Origin of the sequence: Marinobacter adhaerens HP15, from assembly GCF_000166295.1 — a bacterium.
Classification (GTDB): Bacteria; Pseudomonadota; Gammaproteobacteria; order Pseudomonadales; family Oleiphilaceae; genus Marinobacter; species Marinobacter adhaerens.
In genome coordinates this window covers 1,633,869-1,658,895 of sequence record NC_017506.1, presented here as the reverse complement: position 1 = coordinate 1,658,895, position 25,027 = coordinate 1,633,869, and the positions used below count along the sequence as shown (strand labels likewise).

Sequence of the window (25,027 nt, the reverse complement as noted above, 5' to 3'; positions counted from 1 at the left end):
TTACAGACACGAGGCGACAATGCGCGTCGTTCTGAACAAGCTTGGCTATCCCCGCACTAGCCCAGCACTAGCCCGGCACTAGGCCGGGGTCAGCCGGCAGGCGGCGTACTTGAATTCCGGAATCTTCCCGAAGGGGTCCAGAGCCGGGTTGGTGAGCAGGTTGGCCGCTGCTTCCACGAACGCGAAAGGCACGAACACCATGCCTTCGGGCATGGTCTGATCGGCCCGCGCCGTAAGAGTGATGCTGCCCCGCCGGGTGGCTATGTGGATCTCCTCTCCAGAGGCAACGCCCAGGCGCTCCAGTTCTGAGGGCGCCAGGAATGCCGCCGCTTCGGGTTCGCGCTCGTCCAGTACCCGGCTTCTGCGGGTCATGGCGCCCGTGTGCCAGTGCTCCAGCAAACGCCCGGTGGTCAGCACCGTGGGATAGGCCTCATCCACCGGCTCGTCGGGTGGCAGGGGGCTGGCCGGAGAGAACTTGGCTTTCCCCCCGGACCTGGGAAACGCATCGGCGAAGACCACATCATCGCCCGGCGCGTCGTCGGCCTGGCACGGATAGGTCACAGACCCTTCGCGCTCCAACCGGGACCAGGAGATATGATCCAGTGAGTGCATGCCCTGCTTCATCTCGGCGAACACCTGCTCGGGGCCGCTGTAGTTCCACCCCAACCCGAAACGCCGAGCGATTTCCTGGATAATCCACCAGTCCGCCTTTGCTTCACCCGGGGGCGCGAGGGCTGCCCGGCCCATTTGCACCTGCCGGTTGGTGTTAGTGACGGTGCCGGATTTTTCTGACCAGGCAGCCGCCGGCAGGATGACATCGGCAAACTGGGCGGTTTCGGTGACGAACAGATCCTGAACCACCAGGTGCTCCAGGGCGCCAAGCGCGGCCCGTGCGTGGGTGAGATCCGGATCGGACATCGCAGGGTTTTCACCCAGGATGTACATGCCCTTGATGGTGCCCGCCCTGATGGCGTCCATGATCTCCACCACGGTCAGCCCCGGCTCCGGGTCCAGTTGGGTGTTCCAGAGTTCTTCGAACGCGGCTCGCAACTGGGTATCGCCGACGGGCTGGTAGTCTGGCAGTACCATGGGGATCAAGCCGGCATCGGAGGCGCCCTGCACGTTGTTCTGCCCCCGCAATGGGTGCAGGCCGGTACCGGGCCGACCAGTATGGCCGCAGGCAAGCGCCAGTGAAATCAGGCAGCGTGCGTTGTCGGTGCCGTGCACATGTTGGGAGATGCCCATGCCCCAGAAGATCATTGCGTTCTCGGCCTGAGCGTAGGCGCGGGCCACTTCCCGGATCGTGTCGGGGTCGACGCCGCATACGGGGCTCATCACTTCCGGGGTCATGCCCTCGATACTTGCCGCGAGCGCCTCGAAGCCTTCGGTATGGGTATCAATGTAGGTCTTGTCGAAAAGCCCCTCGCTGATGATCACATTGAGCATGGCGTTGAACAGCGATACGTCGCCACCGGGCGAGAAACGCACGCTGCGCCAGGCATAGGCGTCCAGCGACTGGCCCCGGGGATCAATGATGATCAGTTTGGTGCCGTTGCGCGCTGCCTGTTTGAAGTAGGTAGCGGCGACGGGGTGATTCACCGCCGGGTTGCAGCCGGTGAGAATTACCACGTCTGCCTGGAGCGCCTGCATGAAGGAGGCAGTTACCGCGCCTGACCCCAGGCACTCCATCAGCGCTGCGACGGAGCTGGCGTGGCAGAGCCGGGTGCAGTGGTCCACGTGGTTGGAGCCGAAACCGGTGCGCACCAGCTTCTGGAACAGCCAGGCTTCTTCGTTGGAGCACTTGGCGCTGCCAAAGCCGGCCAGCGCGCTGGGGCCGTGGTGGTCTTTCAGTGTGGTTAATCCAGTTGCCGCCAGTTCCAGTGCCTCTTCCCAGCTTGCTTCCCGGAAATGGGTCAACGGATTCGCCGGATCAAAGTGTGGATCGAGCCCTTTGGGAACGCCCTCCCGGCGAATCAGTGGCCGGGTTAGCCGCGCCGGGTGGGACGGATAATCAAACCCGAAGCGGCCTTTCACGCACAGCCTGCCCTGGTTGGAGGGGCCGTCTTTACCCTCCACAAAGAGAATACGCCCTCGCTGCTCGCCCGCTCCTGACTGGGCACTCGCAGGCTCGTCTCTCACGTGATAGGTGAGTTGGCAGCCCACGCCACAATAGGGGCAAACGGAATCCACCGTGCGGTCGGCCGTGGCGGAGTCTCCGCGGCCCCGGGCATCCATCAGGGTGGCGGGCATGAGCGCGCCCGTCGGGCAGGCCTGCACGCATTCGCCGCAGGCAACGCAGGTGCTGTCGCCCATGGGGTCATCAAAATCAAAGATGACTTTCGAAGCGGCGCCGCGATGTGCCAGGCCAATCACGTCGTTGCCCTGCACTTCCCGACAGGCCCGCTCGCACAAGCCGCAGGTGATGCAGGCGTCCAGATTCACGTTCATGGCCGAATGGGTGGCGTCATGGCCCCCGGCGTGAGGCAGTGAATCGGAGCGGGGTTCAACGTGGTGTACCGTGGGCCCGTCCCGGTCTGAACGTGCCGGCAGGCGCTGGCGCACGGCAGCGGCATCGATGGCCAGCTGGTCCGCCGTGTCCCACAAATGGCTGGACCGATCGGGACTGCTTTCTCGCTCAGGCTGGTCGGCCAGCAGTAATTCGAGAACCCCTTTGCGGGCTGCCTGAACACGCGAAGAGCCAGCGCTTCGCACAACCATGCCGGGCGCAGCTTCCCGAATGCAGCTTGCGGCGAGCACCCGCTCGCCTTCGACTTCCACCATGCAGGCCCGACAATTGCCATCGGCACGGTAGCCCGGCGCGTCTTTGAAGCACAGGTGCGGGATGATTTCTCCGGCTCGCTTGGCGACCTGCCAGAGGGTTTCGCCGGGGTAAGCCTGAACCTCCACGTCGTCGAGGGTGAGGGTAAAACTTGTACTGGAATCACTCATGGCTGTTTTCGGTTCGCTCATGGCTGCCTCCCTACCCCTTGGCGATCAGGTTTTGGCTGGCCAGTTCGCTGCGAAAATCCCGCAGCAGGCTCAGCACCGGATTGGGGGCGGCCTGGCCAAGACCACAGATGGACGCATCGGCCATCACGGCGGCCAGTTGCTGGAGCGTCTGTTCATCCCAGGTATCCCGCTCCAGCAGCGTCAGCATTTTTTCAGTACCCACACGGCAGGGCGTGCACTGCCCGCAGGATTCGTCCGCAAAGAAGCCCAAAAGGTTGGCGGCCGCGGCTTGCAGATCGTCCTGATCCGACAGAACAATCACAGCGGCCGAACCGATGAAGCAGCCGTGTTCCTGCAGGGTGTCGAAATCCAGTGGAATATCGGCTTTGCTGGCCGGCAGTATGCCGCCGGAAGCGCCGCCGGGAAGGTAAGCCACGAGGCGATGACCTTCAGCCATGCCGCCGCAGTACTCCTCAATGAGCTCATTAAGGGTGACTCCTGCAGGCGCAACATGAACGCCGGGGCGAGCCACCCGGCCGGAGACCGAAAAGCTTCGAAGCCCTTTACGACCATGCCGCCCCTGGCTCGCATACCACTCGGCGCCCTGGGCGTGAATGCGAGGGATCCAGTAAACGGTCTCGACGTTGTTGACCAGGGTGGGCTGACCAAACAGGCCTTTCTGGGCCACAAAAGGCGGGCGGTGGCGGGGCTTGCCGGGTTTTCCTTCCAGAGACTCGATCAGGGCCGATTCCTCGCCGCAAATGTAAGCACCGGCACCACGGCGCAGGATCACAAAGCCCGGTTCTACGATGCCGGCAGTTTCCAATTCGGCAATGGCGTCTTTCAGCACAACAAGGAGGCCGGGATACTCGTCCCGGAGGTAGATGTACAGAGCCTGAGCCTCAACCGCCCAGGCACTGACCAGGGCGCCCTCCAGGAATCCGTGGGGTTCACGTTCGAGGTAATAGCGATCCTTGAACGTGCCAGGCTCTCCCTCATCCGCGTTAATCACCGCGTAACGTGGCCCGGGTTCGGCTCGCACGGCCTGCCATTTGCGATAGGTGGGGAATCCGGCGCCGCCGAGGCCCCGCAAGCCGGCGTGCTCCAGCTCTTCCGCAAGGGAATCAACGGTAACCCGGCCCTCGCGGCAATCCTTCAGTAACTGGTAGCCACCCGCGGAGCGGTAATCCGCCAGCTTTTGCCAATGAATCTCGTCGGGTTGCACCTGCTGTTGTTCCACTGCGGCGCCAACCGTTTCGGCAGTCGCGTTGCCCACGTGATGGTGCCCCACGGCCACCACGGGCGCCGTATCGCAGCGGCCCATGCAAGGCGCGTGAACCACACGCACCTGGGCAGGGTCAGTCCCGTCAGCCAGTGTTTTATGGAGTGCGCTTGCACCCGCCAGTTGGCAGGAGAGCGAATCGCAGACCCTCAGGGTGATTGCCGGTGGCGGCGTTTGTTCATCGTGAACAACATCGAAGTGTGCGTAGAACGTGGCCGTTTCATAAACGTCGGCCATGGGCAGGTTCATGAAAGACGCAAGGGCCCGCAGACGGGCCATGGAGAGGTAGCCGTCGGCATCCTGAATCAGATGCAGGTGCTCGATCAGTCGATCGCGATGACGCAATGACGAATCAACGCGTTCGTCACCGATCAGTTCCCGAAGCCCCGACAGCACAGTGGGCTCCAGCTGTCGGCCACGAAGGCCGGAACGCCTGCGTTTGACCTTCTGTTCGTCTGTTTTCATTATTTTCGACCACGCACCGAGATACAGCAGACAGCCGTGGTGGCTGGTCTGACAAGATACAAGTCATTGAAGCATATCAGGGTGTTGAGGCGCCAGATGATCGGACATTTGCTGCACAGCGAGACGAATCTGGCCTGAAGCTGAAATGATAGAAAGAAGGAAAAATAATGGAGGCGCGGGTCGGAATCGAACCGGCGTACACGGAGTTGCAGTCCGCTGCATAACCACTCTGCCACCGCGCCGGAAAAGATCGAAGGGATCGGATCTTTGTGCTCTCAGGTGGGCAATGAGAGACTTGAAATTGGAGCGGGAAACGAGATTCGAACTCGCGACCCCAACCTTGGCAAGGTTGTGCTCTACCAACTGAGCTATTCCCGCTCTTTGTTTCCGGGGCATTGCCTCGTCAACGGCTGCGTATTCTACGGATTACCGTTCGGGCGTCAATAGTTTTTTATCAAGTTTTTGTTTTACTGGAGATTGTGGGCAAAGTTTGGCCAATTGCGCGGCAGCATGCAAACATGCAGCTTCGTCACTGGCAGAGATCCCCCGCACTCTTTAAGCTAGGGATTGGCAGGCAAAATCACTCAGGGATTCGACAGAACGTGCCCAGTCCTGATTCATCCGAACAGACCAATCCACAACAACCGACGTCCAGCCCCGGATCCGTCAGCGTTGAAGCCGGCACTCTGAGTGTGAACGGCGACTGGCTGTTGAGCCATTACCGGTCTCTGTCGTCCCTGGCGTCATCCATGTCCTCCAGGGATTTGATTAAACTGTCGATCAACCTCTCGGGGCTGACGCGGATTGATACCGCCGGCGCCTCACAACTGGCCTCCCTGATCGGCCCAGAACGTTTGCTCGAAGCCGCCTCGGCCGATAGCGAATTACCCCGGGAAACATCCGCCCTGATTGCTGCTGTTTGCGAGGCCATGAAAAATCAGCCTGAGGCGGATCGGCGCTCGCCTTCCCTCGTGTGGAGCTTTGTGACCGGAACCGGCCAGAAGGTGGAAAGCATCTTCCGGCTGCTGTGGATCCTTGTGGGCTTTATTGGCCAGACCCTCGGCACCCTGGCCTGGAACCTTCCCCGGCCCTGGCGCTGGCGGATGACGCCCTTTGTGGCTGCGGTTCATGACACCGGCCTGAATGCCCTGCCTATCGTGGCACTGCTGACTTTTCTGGTGGGCGCTGTGGTGGCTTTTCTGGGTGCAACCGTGCTGGACGATTTCGGCGCCACCATTTACACGGTGAACCTGGTGGCGTTTTCCTTCCTGCGGGAATTCGGGGTGCTGCTGGCCGCGATCCTTCTGGCCGGCCGAACCGCCAGCGCGTTCACCGCCCACATTGGCGCCATGAAGGTTAACGAGGAGCTGGATGCCATCCGCACCCTGGGCCTGAACCCCATTGAACTGCTCGTGCTGCCCCGGGTAATGGCCATGATGGTGAGCCTGCCCATTCTCACCTTCGTGGGGATGATCTCGGGTATGGTGGGCGGCGCCATGGTCTGTGCGCTGGTGCTGGATATAACGCCGACGCAGTTCATGGCCATCGTTGAGCGGGATATCGCCCTTCAGCATTTCGTTGTGGGCATTGTTAAGGCGCCGATCTTTGCCTTCCTGATTGCGGTGATTGGCTGCCTGGAAGGCTTCAAGGTGGCGGGCAGCGCCCAATCGGTGGGTGAGCACACCACCTCCAGCGTGGTTCAGTCGATCTTCATGGTGATTCTGCTGGATTCCATTGCTGCACTATTCTTTATGGAAATGGGCTGGTGATCATGGCAGATATGGCAGCGTCTCCAAATCCTCAAACAAGCAATGAGCCAGTCATTGAGGTGCGGGACCTGTGCAACCGCTTTGGCGATCACATTGTCCACGAGGATCTGGACCTGGATCTTCTGCGGGGTGAAATTCTGGGCGTGGTCGGCGGTTCCGGTACTGGCAAGACGGTACTTTTGCGCAGCATCGTCGGCCTGAATACGCCAGCCTCTGGCCACATCCGGGTATTTGGCGAGGATCTTATCCAGCTTTCGGCACGGGCGCGTTCGCGCATAGAGCAGCGCTTCGGTGTGCTGTTCCAGGGGGGCGCCCTGTTTACGTCCCTGAACCTGCAGGAGAATATCGCCGTTCCGCTGATCGAGCACGCGGGCCTGAAACGGCCAGAAGCGGAAAAGCTGGCGCGCATGAAGCTGGCGCTGACCGGGTTATCGCCTGACGCAGCGGTTCGGTATCCGTCCGAGCTTTCCGGCGGTATGGTGAAACGCGCAAGCCTGGCACGGGCCCTGGCCCTTGATCCTGAGATACTGTTCCTGGATGAGCCCACCGCGGGGCTGGACCCGATTGGCGCAGCCGCCTTCGACAGACTCATCGTCACGCTGCGGGATGCGCTGGGGCTGACGGTGTTTCTGGTCACCCATGATCTGGACACCCTGTACTCAACCTGTGACAGGGTTGCGGTACTGTCACAGCGCAAGGTGCTGGTAGCTGATACGCTGGAAAAGGTCGCCGCCACGGAGGACGATTGGGTCCAGGACTACTTTAACGGGCCCCGTGGCCGGGCAGCGAGTTACGCATTCAGGGATCATCTGGAAAAACGGAATCAGGAGCAGTAACCATGGAGCCAAGGGCCCACCACCTGATCATTGGCCTGTTTACCATCCTGGCCTTTGCGGCCGCCTTGATCTTTTCTCTGTGGCTGGCGAAATCCTCCGCCGATCGGGAATGGGGCTACTACGAGATTGTGTTCGATCACGCCGTCGGCGGCCTGTCCGAAGGTAACCCTGTGCTTTACAGCGGCGTTCAGATTGGTGATGTGGTGGAGATGAAGCTGGACCCGGACAATCCCGGCCATGTGCGGGTTCTGGTTCGGGTGGATCAGTCGGTTCCCATTCGGGAGAACACGAAAGCCGGCCTGGTGCTCGCCAACATCACCGGTAGCATGAGCGTGCAGTTCAGTGGTGGAAGCCCGGACAAACCCGCGTTGCAAGGTGACGAGGACAACCCGCCGGTGATCATTGCCGAGCCCTCGGCGTTCACCAGCCTGCTTTCCAACGGCGAGCAACTCCTGGCCAAAGCCGACCAGCTGCTTACCAGCGCGACGGCGCTGTTATCGGCTGACAACATCGACAACGCATCGGCCATCCTGGAAAACACACGGGAAGCCACAGACGCCCTGCTCGACCGCCGGGACCAGCTGATCGCCCTGCTCGAACAATTCGATGCCGCCGCCATTCGCGCTGAAGAAGCTGCGATCAAAGTGTCCAACGTTTCGGATAACGCCAACGAACTGCTGCAAAACGATGGCCAGCGGGTTCTGCAATCCATGGACCAAGCGCTCGCGGTAATGACCACCACCATGGAGCGAATTGATGAGTTGACCCGAAACAACCAGGGGGCGATGGATGCCGGGCTGCAGGGTATGGGAGAGTTGGCGCCCGCGCTACGGGAGCTCCGGGCAACCCTGCGTAGCCTGAATCAGTTTACGCACCGCCTGGAGCAGGACCCCACAGGCACTCTGTTCGGCAACGAAACCATGAAGGAGATGGCACAGTGACATTGAGGTCAATCAGGAACCTGACGCTCCTCCTCGGTGCTGCCCTCAGCAGTGGCTGCACGGTGTTTCCGAACCCGGAGCCACCGAGGGTTATGGACCTGGCTGTGGTTCGGGCGGTACCGGCGGTCGGGCAACCCGTTATGGCATCGCTTCGCGTGGACACGCCCTACGCATCAGAGCCTTTAGCCGGATCGCGGATTCTGGCCAAGCCCGCACCCAGTGAGTTCCGGGCCTATGAGGGAACACGCTGGAGGGACACCGGGCCAGTGGTGGTTCGGGACACACTGGTCAATAGCCTTCGTCAGAGTGGTGCCTACACAAACGTCATTACCGACACCAATCCGGCACAGGCTGAGTTGACCCTGGTCACCGAACTCTCGGGGTTTCATTCGCAAATCCCGGAATCCGGACCGGAGGTGGTCATTGAGCTGCACCTGCAGATGATTCACGACCGCTCCAGGGCCACCCTGTGTACTCGCAGCATCCGGATCGTAGAGCCGGCCTCAGGCACATCCGTTGACCAGATTGTTGAGGCCTTCGGTACCGCGGGCAGCGAACTGGCCACCCGGGTGATTGAATGGGCTAGGACGTGTGACTATCCGTCTGAACTGAGGCCTTCTCCGGAAACAGATCCGCCCAGGCAGCCTTGAGGTAAAGGCCCATGGACCAGAGCGTAAGAATTGCAGCAATATAGAGCAGACCCAGGGCGACATTAGCCCAGAGCACGCCGGGAGGAAACGCCAAAAGGCCGACAATTGCAGCCATCTGCGCGGTGGTCTTGATCTTACCGATGTAGGAAACCGCTACGCTGGCGCGGCTGCCAATCTCTGCCATCCACTCCCGCAATGCGGAAATGACAATTTCACGACCGATGATCACAGTGGCCGGGATCGTCAGCAGAATCGCCGAGTGCTCCTCGATCAACACCGCCAGCGCAACAGCCACCATCAACTTGTCCGCGACCGGATCGAGAAACGCGCCGAACGGCGTACTCTGGTCGAGCTTGCGGGCCAGATAACCGTCCAGCCAGTCCGTGGCCGCCGCCAATCCGAAAATCGCCGCGCTCACGAGGTAGCTCCACCCCACCGGAAGGTAAAAAATCACCACGAACACCGGAATCATGATGATGCGGGAAAGGGTGAGGATGTTTGGTAAATTCATGCTGTCCTTACTCGTCGTGCAATGCTGCGTATATGGTTTCGGCCAGTGATTTGCTGATGCCCTGAACCTTGGTCATCTCGTCGACCCCGGCCTTGCGGAGTTCCTGTATCCCGCCAAAGTATCGAATCAGGTCGCGCCGTTTCTTCGGTCCCACGCCCTCAATGCCTTCCAGTGTAGACTGCCGGCGCTTTTTATCACGGCGCGCCCGGTGCCCGGTTATAGCAAACCGGTGGGACTCATCCCGAATGTGCTGGATCAGGTGCAACGCGGGCGAATCAGCCGGCACCCGGAAGACATCCCCAGTCATGGCGTCTATCAGTTGCTCCATGCCTGCACGACGGGTTACGCCCTTGGCGACGCCGATCAGCGGGATGTCCGAAATCTCAAGCTCGTCAAATACTTCCCGGGCAATGTTCAACTGCCCTTTACCACCGTCAATGAAGACCAGATCCGGCCGCTTGCCCTCACCGGCCACCATCCGCTTGTAACGGCGGGAAAGCACCTGGCGCATGGCGGCGTAATCATCGCCGGCGGTCACGCCCTCGATATTGTACAGGCGGTAATCACTCTTCAGGGGGCCATTCTCATCGAAAACCACACAGGATGCGACGGTATTTTCCCCGTGGCTGTGGCTGATATCGAAACACTCCATGCGTGACGGCGTCTCCGACAGCTCCAGAAGATCCCTCAGGGCCAGCAGGCGCCGGTATACGGTCTCCTTGCTCGCCAGGTGAGTTAGCAGGGTCTGGCGGGCGTTGGTCATGGCCAATTCCAGCCACCGGCGGCGTTCACCGCGAACATTGCCCCGAATCCGGGTTTCCCGGTTTGCAGACTCGCTGAGGGCCTGGGCCAACAGTTCCTGACCTTCCACCTCAACCGGCACCAGGATATCCCGCGGAATCTCCCGCCGGGTGTTGCCGCCGAAATAATACTGCCCGAGGAAGGCACTGAGCAGTTCGCCCTCGGTCTGCTCGATGGAGTAGCGGGGGAAATAGTCCTTGGTGCCGAGCACACGGCCGCCGCGCACGATGATCACCACGATGCAGACGATACCCGCATCCTGGGCAATGGCGATGACATCCGCATCGCCGCCCTCACCGTCTACCGACTGCTGTTCCTGAACATGGCGCAAATGATTGATCTGGTCCCGATAGGCCGCTGCTTTCTCGAACTCCAGGTTCTTGGAAGCGGCCTCCATGGCATTCATCAGATCGTGGAGGATCGCAGGGTTTTTCCCCTCGAGAAACATGGTGGCGTGGCGGATGTCCTGCTGGTACTCCTCGGGCGTGATGTATTCAACACACGGTGCCGTACAACGGTTGATCTGGTACTGCAGGCAAGGCCTTGTTCGGTTCCTGAAAAAGCTTTCACTACAGTTTCTTATACGGAATATCTTCTGTAATACATTAAGACTTTCCTTGACCGCACCCGAGCTCGGAAACGGCCCGAACCAGGTGCCACCGCCCTTTTTGGTGCGCCCACGACGAAACGTCAGCGAGGGGTAATCGCTGTGGGACGACAAATAGATATAGGGATAGGACTTATCGTCACGGAGCAGGATGTTATAGGGCGGCCGTAACGATTTGATGAGATTCTGTTCGAGCAGCAGCGCCTCGGTTTCACTGCCGGTAATCGTCACCTCGATAGAGGCAATCTTGCCAACCAGGGCTTCGGTCTTGGGCGCAAGGCCGGTCTTGCGGAAGTAGCTGCCAACCCGTTTTTTCAGGTTGCGGGCCTTGCCCACGTAAAGAACCGAGCCACCCTCGTCGTACATTCGGTAGACGCCGGGCCGCTCGGTCAACTGTTTCAGGAAGCTCTTGCTGTCAAACTCCCCGATGTGGGTGCTCTCAGGGTCAGACCTTGTCGGCATCAAGCAACCCGAGCCGCACTGCCATCAGGGCCAATTCGACATCACTGGAAATCTCCAGTTTCTCGAAGATCCGGTAGCGGTAGCTGTTCACGGTCTTCGGGCTCAGGCACAGCTTGTCCGAAATGTCCTGCACCTTCTGGCAATCCACCACCATCATCGCGATCTGCATTTCCCGCTCGGAAAGCCGGTCGAACAGCGAGAGCTCGCCGTCCTCGTCGCGATCGCCGCCGCCCAATTGCTTCAGGGCCATCTTCTGGGCAATTTCCGGGCTGATATAGCGCTGGCCGGTGTGAGCCATACGAATGGCGCGAACCATCTCTTTGATATCCGCGCCCTTGGTGATGTAGGCGGTGGCACCGCTTTGCATGACGCGGGTCGGATAAGGGTCGTCCGCACAGGCGGTTACCACGATCACGCGAATGGAATCATCAATGCGGAGTATGCGACGGGTCGCCTCAAGGCCCCCAATGCCTGGCATGCGGATATCCATGAGCACGATGTCCGGCCGCTCCTGGCGGACGAAATCGATGGCATCCTCTCCGGATGGCGCCTGCCCGATGACTTCAATGTCCGGGTTGTCAGCCAGCATCCGGGTAATACCGGACCTCACCAGCTCATGGTCATCTACAACCAGTACCCTGATCAAAATTCACCTCGCACACGGCTTTCGGAAAACAGCGCGATTGTAACGTTTAGTTCCTGCCCCGGGTAGGTGCAAACACAAATACCGTGACACACCTGACGCCTAAGCCGGCACACCCAGCCCGGCGGTGTTTTCCACGGGATCGAACCAGACCACCAGATCGCCCCGGCGCACCGCAGACATTACCCTGCTCTGCTCGCCCATGGGGTTTTCAGTGTCGTTCAGTCCGTGGTATCGGGTGCAGTACTCTTCCACCAGGCCCTGAAGCTGGTCTTCGGTCAGCAACTCGGTGTCGACAACGAATTTTTCCTGTCTGGGGTCTTGCTCGGGCTGGTTTTCGGCGCTGTCGGTCATACTACCTCCTTTGACGCAACCATGTTACGAGTTATGGTGGCGAGGTAGAAGCCCGGAGAGGGGATCCGGGCAAACAATCCTTGATCAGGCTGGTTCTGCGGCCGTTCGGAAACGGGCGATCAATTGCCGCATTGAGACTGACTCCTGCCTGAGCGCTTCGCTGATGGTCCGGGTTTGCTCGACAGTTTCAATGAGGAAATCGGCGCTTTCGTCCAGCGCTGTGGAACGGCGGCCTACCCGACCGATCTCGTCCCGTTGAAACGCAACCGCAGAGCTGATCTCGGCGCTGTGGTTCTCAAGATCCACGAACTGGCCCTGCAGGGATTGAAGGTGTCCCTTGAGCGCAGCCAGATGCTCGCGGTTGCTGCTGCCGGCATCGCGCATTTCTTCCAAAAGCGCATCGACGCTGCTTACGCCGGATACAAGGTCCTGCACCCACTGGGATATATCCCGGGTAGAGTCAGAGGTGCGACGGGACAGGGTCCGAACCTCATCGGCTACCACGGCAAATCCACGACCGTGCTCCCCTGCTCGAGCCGCTTCGATCGCTGCGTTCAGAGCCAGCAGGTTGGTCTGCTCGGCAATATCGGCAATCACTCCGATGACCTGCTCAATCTTGCCCGTGGATTCGTTAAGGGCATGAATGGATCCCGAAACGCGCGAAATGACATCCACCGTATGTTCCGCAGCGCCCTCGCTGGTGGTGAGTCGATGCTGGACTTCTTCGTTGGCCGCCACCGCAGATTTCACGGTATTGGCCGACTCACCTGTGGCTCGCTCAATGGCCGAGGCCTGATCGGCAATGGCGGCCATGGACTGGCTGACGTCGTGGATCTGCGACCGAGTCTTCTCTGATGCTGCCTGGAGAGATTCCGCACCGTTATCCAGGGCGCCGGAACGCTCATCCAGACCACCGGCAGCCGACCGGATGTCTGCGATGAAATGCTCGAACCGGGAAACCAACCCACCCAGTGCATTGGCAACGCCAGCCACTTCGTCCCGCCCTTTCAGGACTGGCACCCGTGTAAGATCCGCGTTCTTTTCCATGGCAACCAGATCGTTTTGCATACCCTGCAAGCGCAGAATAACCGACTGCCTCAGCCACCAGGTCATGGCGATAACAATAACCAGAAAGGATACGGAACCGGCAATCACAAAGGTCTGCTGGCCTGCCAGAAACGACAGCAACTCGTCGGCGCCGTCAGATACAGACGTCCTGCTTTGAAACTGTCGACCAGCAATCGCTTCGAGCATCGGCTCCATGGCCGGGAACAGATCGAAATCCACGACCTGCCCGACACGGTAATAGCTTTTCTCTGCAATGCCCTCTTTCATCCGGGCGATAAGCGCCAATACCCGCTCGAAATCCTCACGATGTGCCTCTGCCCACTCGCTCAACCCCGGATCCGTTTCCAGACTCTGCCAATGTGCCGGCAAAGCGGTCTCCAAACGGCTGAACTCGGTCTCGATTTCATCCCACAGCAGAAGCTGAGCCTTGATCTTGTAGGCAAGATCCTGGAGGTGCCGATGGTCCTGTTCGAGGTCCGCCAGTAGCCAGGCTTCGTTAAGGTTAGTCTGGATCAGGGTTTTGGAGGCGTCTTCCGCTTTCAGGATGATGCTCCAGGACAGAGCGGAAAGTCCTGCGACGGCAAAGACCGAGAGAAAGGCGAAAAAAAGGATGCGGGTTCTTACTGTGCCGAACATGACAACTCCAACAGCGGGCTATGTCGCGGATGGTATGCCGATTTTGTGACACTTTTATTGCACTCTCAGCGTCAGCTTTTCATCGCTCGCCCTCGTTAATGGTGTTAACCACTTCAAAAAATTCCACCGATTCTCTATGATCGCCGCTTTCTGACCGTTTGGATGCTAATGAACCAGTCCGTCTTCAGACTCACGCTGCCCATCTTGTTCGGCTATCTTCCGCTGGGCATGGCCTTTGGTGTGCTGTTCTCAACCCAGCTCGAGTATGCCTGGTGGGCTGCGCCGTTGATGGGAATCGTGATTTACGCCGGAGCCGGCCAGATACTGGCCGTCAGTCTTCTGTCCGTTAACGCGGGCCTGCTGGAAGTCTTCATTGCGATGTTTGTTCTGAACGCCCGACATCTGTTCTACGGGCTTTCATTGCTGGGCCAGTTCAAGGGCGCTGGCTGGCGAAAACTCTATCTGATTTTCGGTTTGACCGATGAAACCTATTCCCTGCTCACCAGCCGCCCACGAGGAAGCGACCGGGCCCACGAACAGGAGGTCGATTTCCGAATTACCGGCTTTAACCAGTGTTACTGGGTGGCGGGTTGCGCAATTGGTGCATTGCTTGGAGACAATGTCGCCTTTGACAGCACCGGCATCGAGTTCGCGCTGGTGGCTCTGTTCATTGTTCTGACTCTGGAGCAATTCAAAGCCCTGGGAGAGGGTTTCCCAATCTGGCTCGGAGCAGCGGCCGCGGGCGTCGCCATGCTGGTTTTGCCACCGGCACACCAGTTGATCGGTGCCATTGCGCTGGTCACTGCCGTCCTGCTGTTCGAATACCGGAAGCATCGCGGGCAGGCACCGGGCGAGGAGAGCAGCCATGGGTGAATCCGGCTATCTGGCGGCATTCATTGCGGTAGCGGCAGTCGCGACCTTTGCCACGCGGGTGATTCCCTTCCTGTTTTTCGAGAGGCACACGGAACATCCACTGGTGCGACACCTGGGGCGCTACCTTCCCGCGGCCGTGATGGCGTTGCTGGCCACGGTATTTCTGCAGCGCTCGGCGGATTGGTCCGGTTCATGGATGGGGTTCGATGCCCTGCTTCCCGGCGTCCTCGTGGTGATTATTCACCTCTGGCGCCGCAATGCCCTGCTCTCTATCGCCGCAGGAACCATCAGCGACATGGCCATCCAGCAAGCCGGGCTTTGATCCGGTTTTATTTACATCCTGGTTTCAAGATTGGCGACGAGCCGTGAATCCTGAAGGGCAGCGGTGCGGTGTTTGACCACGCCTTTGTATTCCCGGCTTTCGATCATGGCCATGAAGGCATCGATTGAGGGATACCTGACCAGAAGCACCTGATCCCAGGATTCATCCGGGGGCGCAATCAGCGATCCAACACTGCGGCCAGACCAGATGACTTCTGCGCCGACCGATTTTACGCAGGCGGCAGCCTCTTCCATGTAGAGCTTGTAGGCTTCGCGGCCGCTTCGCTCCGGCGCCTCTTCCTTGTAATTGGCCCTATCACGGAAGCGCAGCAGATTCAGCATGACAACGGGCTGGTCTTTCGGGGTATCCGCCAGGACTTTTTGCAGCTGTTCGGGGGTGGGATTAACGGCGTCCATCCTTATCCTCTTCTTCTCTTGTTTCCGGGGCCTACTATAGCCCAGGCCCGAGGCGAGCGTGCAAGCGATTTTATTACCTTTCATCCAGATTGCTCTTTTTACTCTGCCAGTTCGTAGGGCTACAGTGAAGGAGACGCAAAACTCATAAACGAGAGGACGTTATGGCTACCCTCACGATTAACGGCGAGCGCTACGAGCTCGACGTCCCCGACAACATGCCCCTGCTCTGGGTAATCCGCGACGTTGTCGGCCTCAAAGGAACCAAGTTCGGATGCGGGATGTCCCAGTGCGGTGCCTGCACAGTTCATCTCAACGGAACGGCAATCCGCTCCTGCGTCACACCGGTCTCTGCGGCCAGTGGCGAGATCACCACCATTGAAGCCATGGCCGACGACCCGGTTGGAAGCAAGGTTCAGCAGGCCTGGCTCGATCTCGGGGTGGCCCAGTGCGGTTACTGCCAGGGTGGCCAGATCATGAACGCCACAGCGTTGCTCAAAAGAACACCGAACCCTGAAACCGGGGAGATTGTGGATGCCATGGCAGGGAATCTCTGCCGCTGTGGCACCTACAACCGCATTCTGGCGGCGATCGAACGGGCTTCCGGCAAGGAGGGTGAAGCATGAGCGCCGATGACAACTTGATGATAGCCAACGTGAGCCGCAGGCGCTTCCTGATGGGCCTGGCGGGTGGCTCTGCCCTGGTGCTTGCAGCCCGTTGGGATGTGGCCCTGGCTGGCAATGAAAAGGCTCAATTCGGTGCGGGAGCCATGCCCGGCGGCTGGGTGGACGACCCGAACGTGTTCATCCATATCGATGCTGATGGCCTGGTTACCATTGTGAACAACCGCTCCGAAATGGGTCAGGGCATCCGGACCAGCCTGGTGATGGTCGGTGCCGACGAGCTTGGCGCGGACTGGGATCAGGTAAGGGTCGAGCAGGCGGAAGGCGATCACGACAAATACGGCAACCAGAACACTGACGGTTCCCGCAGCATGCGCCACTGGTACCAGCCCATGCGCCGAGCCGCAGCGGCGGCCAGGCAGATGCTGGAACAGGCGGCCGCCAATGAGTGGGGCGTGCCGGTTAGTGAGGTGCAGGCTGGCGTACACACCATCGTTCACAGGCCTTCCGGCAAGGAACTCGGCTTTGGGGAACTCGCAGCCAAGGCTCGGGAGCTCGACGTTCCCGGGCGCAATGCACTGGTACTCAAGCGCGACGACGAGCTGCGATTTGTCGGCAAGGAAACCGGCCTCATTAACGGCGAGCTGAAGTCCGCATACCCTAAAGCCATCGACGGTGAGGATATTGTCACCGGTAAGGCGGTGTATGGCGCTGATGTTCCGTTCGAGGGCCTGCTGTATGCAGTGATCGCCCGTCCACCGGTTTACGGGGCTACTGTTGGCGATTTCGACGACACCGAGGCCCTCAAGGTGCCCGGTGTTGAGAAAGTACTCAAGGTTGAGGGCACCGGCCAACCGGCAGGTTTCAGCCCGCTCGGTGGTATTGCCGTGGTGGCATCGAATACCTGGGCCGCCATGGAGGGTCGCAAGGCTCTGAAGATCGACTGGAATCTGGAGCCTGCCGGCGACAACGCAAGCTATACGTCCGCCACTTACAGAGAATCCCTTGAGAAAGCGGCGCAGCAACCTGGCAAGGTCGTCCGTCAGCATGGCGATCTGGACACAGCTCTGGAAAATGCCGACAAAAGGGTTTCCGCCACCTACTACATGCCCCACATGGCCCAGGCTCCCATGGAGCCCCCGGTGGCAACCGTGCGGATCAAGGACGGCAAGGCTGAGGTATGGGCGCCCGTCCAGAATCCGCAGGCGACCCGGGATACCGTGGCCGGGCGATTGGGTCTGGATGCGGAGAACGTGACCGTCCACGTTACCCTGCTGGGCGGCGGCTTCGGTCGCAAGTCCAAACCGGATTTTGCGATTGAAGCGGCCAGTATCGCCGAGGCCTTCAAAGGTCGGCCGGTCCGGCTGCAGTGGTCACGGGAAGATGATATTCACCACGCCTACTATCACGCCGTGTCTGTGGATTATCTCGAAGCGGGACTGGACAACAACGGGCAGGCCACCGGCTGGCTGCACCGGACCCTCTCTCCCAGTATCGGCTCGCTGTTTGCGCCCGACCCGAAACACAAGGGCGAATTCGAACTGGGCATGGGTTTTAACACCATGCCTTTCTCGGTGCCGGCCCTGAGGCTGGAGAATCCACCTGCACCCGCCCATGTGCGAATCGGCTGGTTCCGCTCGGTCTACAACCTGCCCCATGCATGGGCGATCCAGAGCTTTGCCCATGAGATGGCTGTAGCCGCCGGCAAGGACCATCGCGATTACGTGCTGGACCTGCTCGGCCCGGACCGTGAGATCCACAATCTCACCGTGGGAGATGGCTGGAATTATGGCGAAGACCCGGATCTATACCCGATCGACATCGGGCGCATGCGTAACGTAATCGAGCGGGTAACCAGGGAGGCGGACTGGGGTAAATCCACCGGCAAGAATCGTGGGTTGGGCCTCGCCTTCCACCACAGCTTCGTGTCGTACACCGCGATTGTCTTTGATGTGGAGGTGGATGATCAGGGCGAACTCACCATCCACCGGGCAGACATCGCCTTCGACTGCGGCCCGCAGGCCAACCCGGAGCGGATTCGCTCACAGCTGGAAGGTGCCATAGTGATGGGCATTGGCATCGCGCTGCAAAGCGAGGTGACATTCGAAGACGGTGTGGCGCAGCAGGGTAACTTCGACAAGTACCTGATCCCGCGCATGCCGGATGCACCCAAAACCCTGCGGGTTCACCTGGTCGATAACCCGGATGAGGCCATGGGTGGTGTTGGTGAGCCAGGCCTGCCTCCGGTAGCGCCGGCATTGTGCAATGCGATCTATGCCGCAACCGGCAAACGCATCCGGCGCCTGCCCGTTGGCGACCAACTGAAAGCCTGAAAGTGATCAGGGCCCCTCGGGGCCCTGTTTTTTTACGGCACTCCCCCTCTCCGCCCCATACCTTCGTGGTATTCCCATAGCATCCTAGCTTTCTCCCCGCTTATAATTCAGGTGAACCCAGTCACTCTCTTCGACCCGACGGCCACCCTTGATGACCCTGATCGATCTGTTCCTGCAAACCATGGAAACGACACTGCCCGTGTTTGCCATGGTCTTTATCGGCCTGGGACTTCGCCGGATCGGCTGGATCGATAACGCGTTTGTGAATACTGCTTCGGCGCTGGTGTTCAAGGCCACCCTGCCGACCCTGGTATTTTTGAGCATCATCCGGGCCGATCTGGATACCGCGTTCAATCCCGGGCTTCTGGTGTTTTACCTGGGTGCGACCCTCGCGAGTTTTGCCATCACCTGGCTCTGGGCCCGCTGGCGTGTGGTTCGGGAGGATCGTGGCGTTTACGTGCAGGGCGCGTTTCGCGGTAACTGCGGAATCGTCGGCCTGGCGCTTGCTGCCAATCTCTACGGCGACTTCGGCCTGTCGGCAGGTGGCATCCTGCTTGGCCTGGTGATCATCTCCTACAACATACTTTCGGTGATCGTGCTGGTGGCCTACCAACCGGGGCAAACAACGGACTGGACGAAGATCTTCCATGACATCATCCGCAACCCGCTCATCCTGGCAGTCTTCGTGGCGATTCCCTTCGCCGCCCTGGATATCTCACTGCCGGGCTGGGTCATGACCAGCGGTGATTACTTTGCCTCACTCACGCTGCCCCTGGCGCTGCTTTGCATCGGCGCGACCGTATCCCTGAGCGCCATCCGGAGTGACAGCAAAACGGCCTTGGGTTCCAGCCTGTTCAAGATGGTGATACTGCCGGCGCTTTGCACCGCCGCAGCGTGGCTGGCCGGTTTTCGGGGTTCGGAGCTGGGCCTGATGTTCCTGTTCTTCGCCAGCCCGACGGCGGCCGCCAGTTTCGTGATGGTGAAGGCGCTGGGCGGTAATGACCGGTTGGCGGCCAATATCATCGCCCTGACGACCCTTCTGGCAAGCATCACTGTCACTCTGGGAGTCTTCGTGCTTCGCAGTACCGGCCTGATCTAGGCCCTGCCCCGGCCTATTGCTTCAATCGCGGCAAAACCCACCTGGCAACCCTCCAGGTAACCACCTCCAAACAGGTTGTAGTGGTTCAGGTAATGGTAGAGGTTGTAGACCTCACGCTTGATGCCATAAACCGGTGTTCGTGGGCAACACGCGTCGTAGGCCCGATAGAACGCTTCGCCGAAGCCACCAAACATCTGTGTCATGGCGATATCTGCTTCACGATCACCGCAGTAGACGGCCGGGTCAATCAGCCAGGGGCGGTCAGAGCCATAGAGCACGTTACCATTCCAGAGATCACCATGGAGAAGGCTCGGGTGCTCACAGTGGGCGTTCAGCCAGTCCATCAGCAAGCCCCCGTGCTGGTCCAATACCTGTTCGAAGCGAGTCCTCTGGCTGGCGTCACGAATACGTGAGACCTGGTAGCCAAGGCGGTCGTGGACAAAAAACTCACCCCAGTTGTCGCACCAGCGATTCGGTTGCGGTGCCAGGCCAATGTAATTGTCCCTGCCCCAGCCGTACGCCTCCTGACGCAGGGCATGCATTCTGGCCAGCCCTTCACCAAGCACCTCCCGCGCCCGATCTGAGCCACCGGAAGACCGGATGGCGGTGATTTCGAGTTCGGTTTCGTTCACCCGATAAACGTGCGGCACACCGACGTCAGTCACCCCGGCCTCATCAAGCGCGCTGGCAAGGCGTTCCAATCCCTCCGCCTCGCAGACCAGGGCATCGGCATAACCAGTTGCATTGTGTTTCAGGTGGGTGGAGGCCATCGGCGTTCTCTCTCCTTGAAGTGGTCGTGCCCGAACCGGTAGATTGAAATAAAGCCTGACACGACAGAACGAGCGGGAGCAAACCATGGATACCAAACGCTGGCAACTTCTGATATCCGGCCGCGTACAGGGGGTCTACTATCGCGCCTCCACGGAACAGAAGGCCTCTTCCCTGGGCTTGACGGGGTTCGCTCGCAATCTGCCCGATGGACGAGTTGAGATTGTGGCCGAAGGCCCGGAGGAACGCCTGGACGAACTCAGAACCTGGTGCGCCGAAGGCCCACCGGATGCGCGTGTGGATGCGGTGGATATTGCGCCGGAATCGCCAACCGGGGAATTCAGCAACTTCAGCGTTCGTTAGGCAATACGCCTCAGCCAGAACGTCATGGGCTTGGCGGTCTCCTCCGCCTGATCCACATCTTTCCATGCGTAGGTGGTGGTCAGCTCCGGTACCTTTCGGTAGCCGCGGTTGTGCCAGAACGAGTCCAGCGGCTGATAATCGGCGGGTCTCAGGGGATGATCTTGAGGCCGCTCGACCGCGCAGAAACAGCAGTGCGTGAAACGGCTCTGTTCCCGGGCATGGCCTTCCCGGTGGTCGAAGAAGGCCACCCCGATGCCCTGCCCCCGGTAATTCGGCAGCAGCACCGACTCACCGAAATAGAAGATCTTGTCTGGCTCATAACCCTGCTCGATGAACGGCCCTTTGAACTCGTCCGTTTCGTGGTCCATCGGGATGCCCGTGGCGGCGCCAACAACCGTTTCGCCATCCAGGGCCAGCACGAAGAGGCTCTCTGGCGAGCGGGCGTAGGTATCGAGGTACTTGCGCTCGTAGTCCATATCACCGTCGTACAGGTAGGGAAAATGGCGAAACACCTCGATCCTCAGGCGCGCGAGATCATCCAGGTATGGTTTAATCTGGTCACCGCTGAGCCGGCGTATTGAAACCGCCATAAACTACCCCCTGTCGAAAGGTCGGAGCATGCAAAAAGACAAGCCGTTTTCTCAAGCCTGCGAGAATAACAAAGCGCCGATTCTGGAAAAACTTGTCGAGCTTTTCAAACAGCCGGGCACCATTCTGGAAATCGGCACGGGCACTGGCCAGCACGCCGTTCACTTTGCCGCTCACCTACCCCACGTGGTTTGGCAGCCCACCGATCACCCTCAGAACGCCCAGCTTTCCCGGGCGTGGATCGACGATGCCCACCTTACAAATATCAACCCGCCCATTGCCCTGGAGGTATTGAACGGAGATTGGTCCAGCCTGCCCGCCATCGACGGCGCGTTCTCCGCCAATACGGCGCATATCATGGCCTGGGAAGAAGTGCAGGCAATGTTTCGCGGCCTCGCGGAGGCCCTACCCAGGGGCGCCATCTTCTGCCTCTATGGGCCTTTCAGCTATGGCGGTCGGCACACCAGTGAAAACAATGTACGGTTCGACCTGTCGCTTAGAACACAGGCGCCGCATATGGGAATTCGGGATATGGAGGATCTCGAGGCTCTGGGTGAAGAAACCGGGCTGAAGCTTGAAAAGGATTTCGGGATGCCGGCTAATAATCGGTTGTTGGTTTGGAGGAAATCCTAGGTCGAACCCGCGAGGGTTCTTCTTACCCTGCCAATCACCCAATAAAAAACCCCAGCATTTCTGCTGGGGTTTTGTATTGGCGGAGAGGGAGGGATTCGAACCCTCGAAACGCTATTAACGTTTACACACTTTCCAGGCGTGCGCCTTCAGCCACTCGGCCACCTCTCCAATAAACTGTTTCAAATCAGCAACGTCGTCGCTCATTTGAGGGCGCAAACTTTAATGGTTTTACGGGCGCTTGGCAACTCCCCCGGGGAAAATCGTCAAAAAAATTCGGGCGAGACGGGTTTTCTCTTTACCGGTTGAGCAGATTCAGGACTATCGTTAGTACAACGCCGAGTATAATCATCCAGTTTGTGGGGAGAGACTATTCATGCTGATGAAAGCCGAGCAATCGACGTTGTTGCTCATCGATGTCCAGGAAAAGCTGATGCCGGCCATTAGCCATGGCGACGAGGTGGTGGACCGCTGCATCGTGCTGGCCACCATTGCCGGGCTCATGGAAGTTCCTGTGCTGGGCACCGAGCAGCTGCCGGACAAGCTGGGACATAATGTTGAAGCGGTCCGGGAGCTCTGCAACCAGACCCTGGCCAAGCACCATTTTGATGCCTGCCCCGATGGGCTCGTTGACCAGTTGCCGGAGGGCCGGCAGCACATTGTAATCGGTGGCTGCGAGACCCATGTGTGTATGATGCAAACCGCCCTTAGCCTGCTGGATGCTGGTTACAAGGTATGGGTGGTGGCCGATGCCACCGGCTCACGCAACGAGTTTGACCGGGACGTCGCTCTGGACCGCCTGAACGAGAGCGGCGCCAGGATTGTAACGCTTGAGATGGTGGCGTTTGAATGGATGCGTCATTGCAAACATCCGCAGTTCCGGAACATTCAGGCCCTGATCAAATAGAGGCATCCGGAAGGCTGGCGCCCACGTAATTAGTCACTTCATTTTCAGGTGGTTTTGAGGTTCGCAATGCTCAACATGGACTTTTCCAAGAAAGTCATCATCCGCACCGAAGAGCAGGATTGGGTGCCCAGCCCTGCCGGTGGTGTTTTGAGAAAGCCTCTTGCCCGCGAGGAAGCAGAGCGTGGTCATGCGACCAGTGTGGTCAGGTACGAGCCTGGTGCCTCCTTCAACCGGCATGAGCACCCACTGGGCGAAGAAATCCTCGTTCTGGATGGGGTGTTTTCCGACGAGACCGGCGACTACCCGGCCGGTACTTATTTACGGAACCCGCCAGGCAGTGGACACGCCCCTTTCAGTAAGGAAGGCTGCACGCTGCTGGTCAAGCTGCATCAGTTCGACGAACGCGATGGATCCACAGTGCGCATCGATACGCGCACTGCGCCGTGGCGGCCCGGTATGGGCGGGCTTGAGGTGATGCCGCTGCACGAATTCGAGCACGAGCATGTGGCCCTGGTGAAGTGGCCGGCCAATGAGGTTTTCCAACCCCATAGGCACTTCGGCGGCGAGGAGATATTCGTGCTGTCCGGTGAGTTTTGCGATGAACATGGTCGCTACCCGGCGGGCACCTGGATTCGGAGCCCCCACCTGAGCCAGCATCACCCGTTCGTGGACAAGGAAACAATCATCTGGGTAAAAACCGGCCACCTGCCGATCGAGACGCCATAAAAAAGGGCCCCGAAGGGCCCTGAAGTGGTCAAGAGATCGCTGTGTGTTGCCAGTTCTGCCTGCTGAACGCGTCGTTGCTTGCACCGTCAGATGCCGTATTGAAGAGCTCTTCTTCACCGGCAGGTATTGCAAACACGTGGTACGCCTCAGGGCCAAATGGATCCAGTGCGGTATCGAGGTATTCGAAGCTGTCAGGCACTGGTTCGCCCGAATAAGCGACTCGGAACTGCCGCTCAAGGGTTGGTGTGGTTACGTTCAGGGGCTGCTCCACCCAGAGGTAGACGGCCTTGTGGGGCACGATGTATTCGCTGCGCACCACCCTGTAACCCTCTTTGAGCGTGAGCGTGGTCGGCTCTTTGCCCGGTTCCAGACGGAATTTGTGGATGGTCTTCATAGCTACTGCTCCTCTTCGGGTTGCTGCCTTTCACAAATCCATAATGGACAGGAACAGAGTTCGATAAAATAAGCTTTTGTGAGCTTTTAAGATCGTTATTTTCGATGCAATCAGGCGTCACGATCACCCGTGTGAGCATCGACAATGGCACGGACGCCCTCATGGGCGGTTTTTCGGCCACGGGTGATGGCGAACAATTCATCCATGACGTCTTCAATTGAGGCAATCTGCTCTACCTCATACTGGCGGCAGACCTCCTCGCGGATTGAGGTTGGAGCAGCGAACACGCCATAGCCCTGGCTGCCAAATACCTTGATCAGTGCGCTGTCATCTACCCGAGCGACAAGTTTCATGCGAACCCCATTCAGGGAAAACCAGTTCATCAGTCGCTCGAAATAGGGTGCATCCGTGGCGTTGGCCAGCAACGGTTGGCCATTCAGGGATTCGGGAAACCCCTTTTTGAGCTTTCTTGCCAACTCTGGTGCGGCGAACAGGCTCATGCTGGATCCCGCCAGAGGGTGTACCGTGAGATTGCCGTCCTCCTGCAACCGTGGCACCCGGTCGGTCAGAACCAGATCCAGCTCCTTGCGTTTCAGGCTGAGCACGAGATCTTCGGTGCGCCCGGTCTGGCATTCAAGCTGGATGGACCGCTCGCCCGCCATCGCCGGCTGCAGCAGGTAGTAGGCAATCAGTTTGTGAATGGAAGCGGAGACGCCGGCTCGCAGGGTCAGCGGGCGCTCGGAAGGATCAAGCCGCAGGGTTTCGGCAAGCTCACCGGTGAGGGCGAATATGTCGTCGGCGTAGCCGAGGATCAGCCGGCCGTAGTCTGTGAGGATCAGCTTGCGCCTTTCCCGGGAGAACAGGCGCCCACCCACTGAGGCTTCAAACGTGGCAAGCTGGCCACTGAGGGTCTGCGGCGCCAGCTCCAGGACTTCACTGGCTCGGGCGATCGAACCTTCCCGGCTGATCACCCAGAAATAGTAGAGATGGCGGAGGTTAAGCTGTTCCATTCCT

25 protein-coding genes and 3 tRNA genes are annotated in these 25,027 nt (G+C 59.5%); 13 read left to right on the top strand and 15 right to left on the bottom strand.

The annotated features are described in order from the left end of the window. Positions 1-78: 78 nt before the first annotated feature. The 4 genes from fdhF to HP15_RS07885 all read right to left on the bottom strand — a co-directional run bounded on the left by fdhF (position 79) and on the right by HP15_RS07885 (position 5,074). Positions 79-2,970, bottom strand: a complete 2,892-nt coding sequence (gene fdhF, locus HP15_RS07900) for a formate dehydrogenase subunit alpha (protein WP_014576964.1) — start codon at positions 2,968-2,970, stop codon at positions 79-81. A 10-nt stretch (positions 2,971-2,980) separates the two neighbouring features. Next, the gene (locus HP15_RS07895) at positions 2,981-4,696 is read right to left on the bottom strand and encodes an NAD(P)H-dependent oxidoreductase subunit E (RefSeq protein WP_014576963.1); all 1,716 of its coding nucleotides are present in this window, start codon (positions 4,694-4,696) and stop codon (positions 2,981-2,983) included. A 168-nt stretch (positions 4,697-4,864) separates the two neighbouring features. Beyond that, a tRNA-Cys gene (locus HP15_RS07890) sits at positions 4,865-4,938 on the bottom strand. A gap of 60 nt (positions 4,939-4,998) precedes the next feature. Beyond that, a tRNA-Gly gene (locus HP15_RS07885) sits at positions 4,999-5,074 on the bottom strand. A 224-nt stretch (positions 5,075-5,298) separates the two neighbouring features. On the opposite strand from HP15_RS07885, the gene HP15_RS07880 reads away from it, so the two are divergent. The 4 genes from HP15_RS07880 to HP15_RS21910 are packed head-to-tail and all read left to right on the top strand — an operon-like array spanning position 5,299 to position 8,892. Further along, a complete protein-coding gene (locus tag HP15_RS07880; RefSeq protein WP_014576962.1) occupies positions 5,299-6,465 on the top strand; it encodes an MlaE family ABC transporter permease in 1,167 nt (388 codons plus the stop codon). Between the two features lie 2 nt (positions 6,466-6,467). Continuing rightward, positions 6,468-7,301 (top strand): ABC transporter ATP-binding protein, encoded by an 834-nt coding sequence (locus tag HP15_RS07875; RefSeq protein ID WP_227499765.1) that lies wholly within the window; start codon positions 6,468-6,470, stop codon positions 7,299-7,301. A 2-nt stretch (positions 7,302-7,303) separates the two neighbouring features. Next, positions 7,304-8,242: an MlaD family protein gene (locus tag HP15_RS07870; RefSeq protein WP_014576960.1), complete on the top strand. Its 939-nt coding sequence runs from the start codon at positions 7,304-7,306 to the stop codon at positions 8,240-8,242. Next, positions 8,239-8,892, top strand: coding sequence for an ABC-type transport auxiliary lipoprotein family protein (locus HP15_RS21910; protein ID WP_169702150.1), 654 nt, complete (start codon positions 8,239-8,241; stop codon positions 8,890-8,892). The genes HP15_RS07870 and HP15_RS21910 overlap by 4 nt, the downstream gene beginning before the upstream one ends. Here the strand turns inward: HP15_RS21910 and pgsA are convergent. The 5 genes from pgsA to HP15_RS07845 form a co-directional block, all read right to left on the bottom strand. Beyond that, positions 8,825-9,403: a CDP-diacylglycerol--glycerol-3-phosphate 3-phosphatidyltransferase gene (pgsA, locus tag HP15_RS07865; RefSeq protein ID WP_014576959.1), complete on the bottom strand. Its 579-nt coding sequence runs from the start codon at positions 9,401-9,403 to the stop codon at positions 8,825-8,827. The genes HP15_RS21910 and pgsA overlap by 68 nt on opposite strands. A 7-nt stretch (positions 9,404-9,410) precedes the next feature. Then, entirely contained in the window at positions 9,411-11,273 is a 1,863-nt protein-coding gene (uvrC, locus tag HP15_RS07860; protein ID WP_014576958.1) for an excinuclease ABC subunit UvrC, read from the bottom strand. Further along, positions 11,257-11,919 (bottom strand): UvrY/SirA/GacA family response regulator transcription factor, encoded by a 663-nt coding sequence (gene uvrY / locus HP15_RS07855; protein ID WP_008174467.1) that lies wholly within the window; start codon positions 11,917-11,919, stop codon positions 11,257-11,259. The genes uvrC and uvrY overlap by 17 nt, the downstream gene beginning before the upstream one ends. 99 nt (positions 11,920-12,018) lie before the next feature. Next, complete coding sequence (locus HP15_RS07850; protein WP_008174466.1) at positions 12,019-12,270, bottom strand: hypothetical protein; 252 nt, start codon at positions 12,268-12,270, stop codon at positions 12,019-12,021. Between the two features lie 84 nt (positions 12,271-12,354). Next, complete coding sequence (locus HP15_RS07845) at positions 12,355-13,974, bottom strand: methyl-accepting chemotaxis protein (protein WP_014576957.1); 1,620 nt, start codon at positions 13,972-13,974, stop codon at positions 12,355-12,357. A 168-nt stretch (positions 13,975-14,142) separates the two neighbouring features. Here HP15_RS07845 and HP15_RS07840 point away from each other — a divergent pair, with 168 nt between their 5' ends. Both HP15_RS07840 and HP15_RS07835 read left to right on the top strand, forming a co-directional pair. Then, complete coding sequence (locus HP15_RS07840; RefSeq protein ID WP_014576956.1) at positions 14,143-14,847, top strand: AzlC family ABC transporter permease; 705 nt, start codon at positions 14,143-14,145, stop codon at positions 14,845-14,847. Then, on the top strand, positions 14,840-15,169 hold the full coding sequence (locus HP15_RS07835) for a branched-chain amino acid transporter permease (RefSeq protein WP_014576955.1): 330 nt from the start codon (positions 14,840-14,842) through the stop codon (positions 15,167-15,169). Before HP15_RS07840 ends, HP15_RS07835 begins: the two co-directional genes overlap by 8 nt. 11 nt (positions 15,170-15,180) lie before the next feature. Here the strand turns inward: HP15_RS07835 and HP15_RS07830 are convergent, their stop codons facing one another. Continuing rightward, positions 15,181-15,585 carry a DUF1330 domain-containing protein gene (locus HP15_RS07830; protein WP_014576954.1) on the bottom strand — a complete coding sequence of 135 codons (405 nt, stop codon included), beginning with the start codon at positions 15,583-15,585 and terminating at the stop codon, positions 15,181-15,183. 161 nt (positions 15,586-15,746) lie between these two features. Between HP15_RS07830 and HP15_RS07825 the strand changes: the two genes are divergently transcribed. The 3 genes from HP15_RS07825 to HP15_RS07815 all read left to right on the top strand — a co-directional run bounded on the left by HP15_RS07825 (position 15,747) and on the right by HP15_RS07815 (position 19,637). After that, positions 15,747-16,208, top strand: coding sequence for a (2Fe-2S)-binding protein (locus HP15_RS07825; protein ID WP_008174459.1), 462 nt, complete (start codon positions 15,747-15,749; stop codon positions 16,206-16,208). Further along, positions 16,205-18,538, top strand: a complete 2,334-nt coding sequence (locus HP15_RS07820; protein WP_014576953.1) for a xanthine dehydrogenase family protein molybdopterin-binding subunit — start codon at positions 16,205-16,207, stop codon at positions 18,536-18,538. The genes HP15_RS07825 and HP15_RS07820 overlap by 4 nt, the downstream gene beginning before the upstream one ends. A 151-nt stretch (positions 18,539-18,689) precedes the next feature. Further along, a complete protein-coding gene (locus HP15_RS07815; RefSeq protein WP_008174455.1) occupies positions 18,690-19,637 on the top strand; it encodes an AEC family transporter in 948 nt (315 codons plus the stop codon). On the opposite strand, the gene HP15_RS07810 is transcribed toward HP15_RS07815, so the two are convergent. After that, positions 19,634-20,407, bottom strand: coding sequence for a fructosamine kinase family protein (locus HP15_RS07810; RefSeq protein ID WP_014576952.1), 774 nt, complete (start codon positions 20,405-20,407; stop codon positions 19,634-19,636). The genes HP15_RS07815 and HP15_RS07810 overlap by 4 nt on opposite strands. Positions 20,408-20,492: 85 nt before the next feature. On the opposite strand from HP15_RS07810, the gene HP15_RS07805 reads away from it, so the two are divergent. After that, on the top strand, positions 20,493-20,768 hold the full coding sequence (locus HP15_RS07805) for an acylphosphatase (RefSeq protein WP_008174451.1): 276 nt from the start codon (positions 20,493-20,495) through the stop codon (positions 20,766-20,768). Here the strand turns inward: HP15_RS07805 and HP15_RS07800 are convergent. Then, positions 20,765-21,358, bottom strand: coding sequence for a GNAT family N-acetyltransferase (locus HP15_RS07800; protein ID WP_014576951.1), 594 nt, complete (start codon positions 21,356-21,358; stop codon positions 20,765-20,767). The genes HP15_RS07805 and HP15_RS07800 overlap by 4 nt on opposite strands. 28 nt (positions 21,359-21,386) lie before the next feature. Here HP15_RS07800 and HP15_RS07795 point away from each other — a divergent pair, with 28 nt between their 5' ends. Further along, positions 21,387-21,989 carry a DUF938 domain-containing protein gene (locus tag HP15_RS07795; protein ID WP_014576950.1) on the top strand — a complete coding sequence of 201 codons (603 nt, stop codon included), beginning with the start codon at positions 21,387-21,389 and terminating at the stop codon, positions 21,987-21,989. Positions 21,990-22,066: 77 nt separating this feature from the next. On the opposite strand, the gene HP15_RS07790 is transcribed toward HP15_RS07795, so the two are convergent. Continuing rightward, a tRNA-Ser gene (locus tag HP15_RS07790) sits at positions 22,067-22,157 on the bottom strand. Between the two features lie 205 nt (positions 22,158-22,362). Between HP15_RS07790 and HP15_RS07785 the strand changes: the two genes are divergently transcribed. Then, positions 22,363-22,893 (top strand): isochorismatase family protein, encoded by a 531-nt coding sequence (locus tag HP15_RS07785; protein ID WP_008174446.1) that lies wholly within the window; start codon positions 22,363-22,365, stop codon positions 22,891-22,893. A gap of 66 nt (positions 22,894-22,959) precedes the next feature. Continuing rightward, positions 22,960-23,619, top strand: coding sequence for a cupin domain-containing protein (locus HP15_RS07780; protein WP_014576949.1), 660 nt, complete (start codon positions 22,960-22,962; stop codon positions 23,617-23,619). A 28-nt stretch (positions 23,620-23,647) separates the two neighbouring features. Here the strand turns inward: HP15_RS07780 and HP15_RS07775 are convergent, their stop codons facing one another. Then, entirely contained in the window at positions 23,648-24,013 is a 366-nt protein-coding gene (locus HP15_RS07775; RefSeq protein WP_014576948.1) for a DUF7352 domain-containing protein, read from the bottom strand. Between the two features lie 110 nt (positions 24,014-24,123). Beyond that, entirely contained in the window at positions 24,124-25,023 is a 900-nt protein-coding gene (locus HP15_RS07770; protein WP_014576947.1) for a LysR family transcriptional regulator, read from the bottom strand. Positions 25,024-25,027 lie beyond the last annotated feature (4 nt).